Raw genomic sequence first — 4,953 nt, forward strand, 5'->3', positions numbered from 1 at the left:
TAATGAAACACATCTTCTAAATCATTACGTTCATCTTTTATCGAGATTTTCATTCCTTTTAATAAGAATGCAGATTCACGTAATCTCTCACATAATGTTTCATAATTATAATTTGTTGTGCTGAAAATAGTTGTATCTGGTTTGAAGTGCATCGTTGTACCAGACTCTTTCGTTTTCCCGATTTTCTCTAACGTCGTTGCAGGAGTACCACCATTTTCAAAGCGTTGTTCATAAATGCTACCATCACGCTTAATCGTTACTACTAGCCATTCTGACAAGGCGTTTACAACTGATGCCCCAACACCGTGTAAACCACCACTCGTTTTATAGCCTCCTTGGCCAAACTTACCACCAGCATGAAGTACAGTTAAAATAACTTCAGGTGTCGGTTTTCCAAGCTTATGCATTCCCGTAGGCATTCCTCGCCCTTTATCAATTACGCTAATACTATTATCTTTATGTATTACGACAGAAATTTCGTCGCCAAATCCCGCTAATGCTTCATCAACGGAGTTATCTACTATTTCATATACTAAATGATGCAATCCACGGCTATCCGTACTCCCGATATACATACCCGGGCGTTTTCGAACGGCTTCAAGTCCTTCTAACACTTGAATTGCATCTTCATTATATTGGAACTGATGCTTAACCAAACTCCTTGCCCCTTTCCTAATCAAATAAGAACATATGTTTCTATTATAGAATAACGCCTCGACTATAGTTTTGGCRAGTTATCTTATCTCTTTTATATACTATTTTCAATAGAAAAATCCTTGTTTTTTTCACAAGGATTCCTCTAGGCTACTATTTCAGAAAAATAATCGTTTGTCAACGAGAAATGGATATGTATTCCAACATTATACATTCCAGACCTTTATCATGATCCAAATGATCAATATCCAAAACGGGATAACAAGTAACAATCCCCAAAAACAGCCTTTAAAAAATCTCATGATGAACACCTCGTTCATCCGCCCTACTTATGTAAAAAGCGAGGGCTGAATCAATCTTTCTATCTTTAAAGTCTATACTATTTTGTCATTACATGCTCTACTTTAATACAACGATCCATTATTACTGTATAGCCTTTTTCTTGTAAAAGTTTATATGTATCTTCATCTTGTACTCCTAGTTGTGCCCAGAAAACATCTGCATCAATCTCTACAAACTCTTTCGCAACATCCTTTAAAAATTCTGAGCGACGAAATACATTTACGATATCCACATGTTCTTTAATATCCGTCAGTGAAGAAACCGCCTTTTCTCCGAGTACTTCATCTACTGTTGGATTTACTGGAATAATGCGATACCCAGCATCTTGCATTGCTTTTGAAACCATATATGATGTGCGTTCTGGCTTATCTGATAATCCAACAACTGCAATCGTTTTACTTTTCTTCAATACTTCACCAATTTCCGTACGAGTTGGGTTTTCAATTGTCATAATTAATCCCTCCTATACCTTTATTATATCCGATAAAGAAAGTCTCTTTCAACATGAAAGAGACTTTCTTTTATTCCGATTGATGTACGCTAATAAGCAGAAGAAAGAGAACTCTCCACTGATTAAAGTTTATATTTACTGATTCTTTGTAGCTGAATTATCTGCTAATGTAGCTGTTTTCGTCATTTTTTGACCGTTGCGATAGAATGTAACTTCCACTTTCTCGCCTACTTTTTTCTTTTCATATAAGTATTTACGGAACTGAAGTGAATTTTCTACTTTTTGATCATCTAATGCTACTACAAGATCATATTGCTCTAAGCCAGCTTTTTCTGCCGGTGACACAGGATAAATTTTAGCTAACACAACACCATTTGTTACTTCTTTTGGTACTTTTAATTGATTTACTGCATAAGCTTGCACATCTTCTAATGAAACAACACCTACACCAAGAGCTGGTCGTTTCACTACTCCGTCTTTTTCAAGCGATTCAATAACTGGTTTTGCAACATTAACTGGAATTGCAAAACCAATCCCCTCAACTTCTTGCTGTGCAATTTTACTTGAGTTAATTCCAATTAATTCACCGTTTTGGTTAAATAATGCACCGCCACTATTACCAGGGTTAATCGCTGCATCTGTTTGAATAACTTGTGCTTGCCAGTCTGGACGTTTGTCTCCATCAATATCTACTGGAATTTCACGTTCTTTACTACTGATAATACCTTCCGTTACACTGCCGTCAAATCCAAGTGGGTTACCAATTGCAATTGCTTTTTCACCAGCACGAAGTTTACTGGAATCACCTAACGTTGCAACTTTATTAACAGTAGATCCATCAATCTCTACAACTGCTAAGTCTAACCAAGGGTCCTTACCAACTAATTTTGCATCAACTTGCTTTCCGTCGCTCAGTTTAACAGCAAGTTTATTTGCACCGTCTACTACGTGGTTATTTGTTACAATATATGCTTTATTTCCTGATTTTTTATAAATAACACCTGATCCTGTACCAGCTGTTTGCTCTTGTTCTGCCGGTTGCATCGCAAACGGATCAATAGTCTTCTGCATATTAATTACAYCAACTACAACATCCTTTGCGCCTTCAATCATGCCTGGCAAATCAGTTTCGCCCTTCACTTTATTAACAACAGGAGCTACAGTACCTTCTACTTGTTGATTAGAATTGAATGACGAAACTGCTGCATTATTTTGCATCCAMGGCATGTAAGGTGCTGCAAAACTAATCGAAACCGCCCCGACTACAGCTCCAACTAAACCTGTGAAAAAATATCCTTTTTTACTACCTGATTTTTTCATTTCTCTCGTTTCACTATGCTCTTCATTTAAATTCGGTCCGTCGTAATATCCCATGTTTTATTTCCCCTCTCTGGTGAATTCGTACTTTCAGTATAGTCACAGTTTGTGTCCTTCTTGTGAACTCATCGTGAAATCCAATTAAAAAAATACTCCTATCTATCATTGTAGACAAGAAAAGTATTTTTTGTACATTTCACCTACAAAGGAGAGTGTAAATTTGCTATATCCCAAAGCCGGGATGCATAGTAACTTAAAGGTTATTCTTCAAATTTGTAACCTACTCGAATAACAGTGCCGATATGCTTCGCCTTATCTCCTAGCTTATTTCGCAGTTTTTTAATATGTGTATCAACCGTTCGGTCATCACCGTAGTAATCATATCCCCATAACTGATCTAATAAATGTTGGCGTGACAACACAATTCCTTTGTTCTCCATTAAATAAACGAGAAGCTCAAACTCCTTATGTGTCAATATAATTTCTTCTCCATCTACTAAAACTGTTCTAGATAGTCGATTCACTTCTATTCCAGCTAATGACATAGTATTTTCTTCTGATACTCCTATCGCTCCATCCGCACGTTTCAATAACGTCTTTGCACGAGCTACTAACACTTTCGGACTAAAAGGTTTTGTTACATACTCATCTGCACCTAGTTCAAAGCCTAGTAATGTATCATCCTCATCAGAACGTGCTGTCAGCATAATAATTGGTACCGCTGACTCTTTTCTAATTCGTCTACAAACAGACCAACCATCTATTTCTGGTAACATAATATCTAACATAATTAAATCAATTGTATGTTCAGCAAATAATTCTAGCGCTTTTTTTCCATCTTCCGCTTCGATTACTTCAAAGCCTTCATTACGAAAATAATCACTAACAATTTCACGTAATCTTCTTTCATCTTCAACAAGTAATACTGTTTTATTCATATAACCTATCCCGCCTTTTTACTCATTCAATCGAATAATACGTTGATTGGAGCTTCCGCGAAATGGAAGTGTTAAATCTTTTTTATCAAGTTCAAATCTTCCATCGACCAAAACATCCCCATAATGTAACAATTCTATCATATCATTATTTTGAGCACTCTGTATCTCTTCTAACGTGTAACCTGTATAAATCCATAGATTTTTTTTCAAATCCTTCACTACTTTTGCTACTTTTTTCACTTCAGCAGCTTGAAAAAATGGATCTCCACCTGAAAATGTTACATCGGTTAATGAATTTTTTTCAATCTCTTTCACAATTTCTTCTACCGTCATTTCAGTTCCATTGCAAACATTCCATGATTTCGGATTATGGCAACCGATACAACGATGCGGACAGCCCGCAAAAAACACGACTGTCCGCAACCCTTCTCCATCTACTACACTATCATGAATGATATTCATAACTTTCATTTATGCTTCACCCGATCCATCTCTTCACTACGTTTCGCGCTATTCCACTTTGACATATCTCCTACAAGATATCCTGTTATGMGGCGAATTCTTTCTATTTCATTCTCATCTTCATTTCCGCAGCTCGGACATTCATTCCCGATAATGCCATGATAACTACAACACTTACAACGATCGACAGGATGGTTAATTGAGCCGTATCCTACTCCGTACTGCGCCATCGCTTGTACAATTTGCTTTAACGCCTTTTGATTATGCACAGCTGCACCATCTAGTTCAATGTACGTAATATGTCCGCCATTACAAAGAGCGTGAAACGGTCCTTCTAATCGAATTTTATCTATAGCTTGAATATTGTAATACACCGGTACATGGAACGAATTTGTATAATAATTATGATTTGTCACACCGCTAATTACACCAAATTCTTCTCTATCTTTCTTCACAAACTTTCCTGATAACCCTTCTGCTGGCGTTGCAATTACAGAGAAATTGAGTTGATGTTCTTCCGTCACCTTATCCATTCTCTTCCTCATAAAGGAAATAATTTCATATCCAAGCTTCCATGATTCTTCATTTTCTCCATGGTGCTTTCCAGTTAACGCTACTAAACATTCTGCAAGACCGATAAAACCAAGACTTAACGTCCCTTGTTTTAAAATCGGTGCCACAGCATCTTCAGGTTGCAACGTTTCTCCACCACGCCATACACCTTGTGAATATAAGAACTGAAAATCTCTCGCTCTCTTTGTACATTGATAAGCAAATCTCTCTAACAAT

At 36.8% G+C, this 4,953-nt stretch carries 6 protein-coding genes; all 6 read right to left on the bottom strand.

What is annotated here, in order from left to right; translation table 11 throughout:
* Positions 1-656, bottom strand: a 656-nt coding sequence (locus AC1DTM_RS18040; RefSeq protein WP_477000597.1) for an ATP-binding protein, incomplete at its 3' end; no start/stop codon positions are given.
* Between the two features lie 377 nt (positions 657-1,033).
* The gene (locus AC1DTM_RS18045) at positions 1,034-1,447 is read right to left on the bottom strand and encodes a CoA-binding protein (RefSeq protein WP_002137699.1); all 414 of its coding nucleotides are present in this window, start codon (positions 1,445-1,447) and stop codon (positions 1,034-1,036) included.
* A gap of 135 nt (positions 1,448-1,582) precedes the next feature.
* Positions 1,583-2,821 carry a S1C family serine protease gene (locus AC1DTM_RS18050; RefSeq protein WP_477000598.1) on the bottom strand — a complete coding sequence of 413 codons (1,239 nt, stop codon included), beginning with the start codon at positions 2,819-2,821 and terminating at the stop codon, positions 1,583-1,585.
* Positions 2,822-3,024: 203 nt separating this feature from the next.
* Positions 3,025-3,702: a response regulator transcription factor gene (locus AC1DTM_RS18055; protein ID WP_002111124.1), complete on the bottom strand. Its 678-nt coding sequence runs from the start codon at positions 3,700-3,702 to the stop codon at positions 3,025-3,027.
* Positions 3,703-3,720: 18 nt separating this feature from the next.
* The gene (gene nrdG / locus AC1DTM_RS18060) at positions 3,721-4,173 is read right to left on the bottom strand and encodes an anaerobic ribonucleoside-triphosphate reductase activating protein (RefSeq protein ID WP_002160931.1); all 453 of its coding nucleotides are present in this window, start codon (positions 4,171-4,173) and stop codon (positions 3,721-3,723) included.
* Positions 4,170-4,953, bottom strand: a 784-nt coding sequence (nrdD, locus tag AC1DTM_RS18065; protein ID WP_477000599.1) for an anaerobic ribonucleoside-triphosphate reductase, incomplete at its 5' end; no start/stop codon positions are given. The genes nrdD and nrdG, both read right to left, overlap by 4 nt.

This window comes from Bacillus sp. P4_D3 (genome assembly GCF_056401855.1).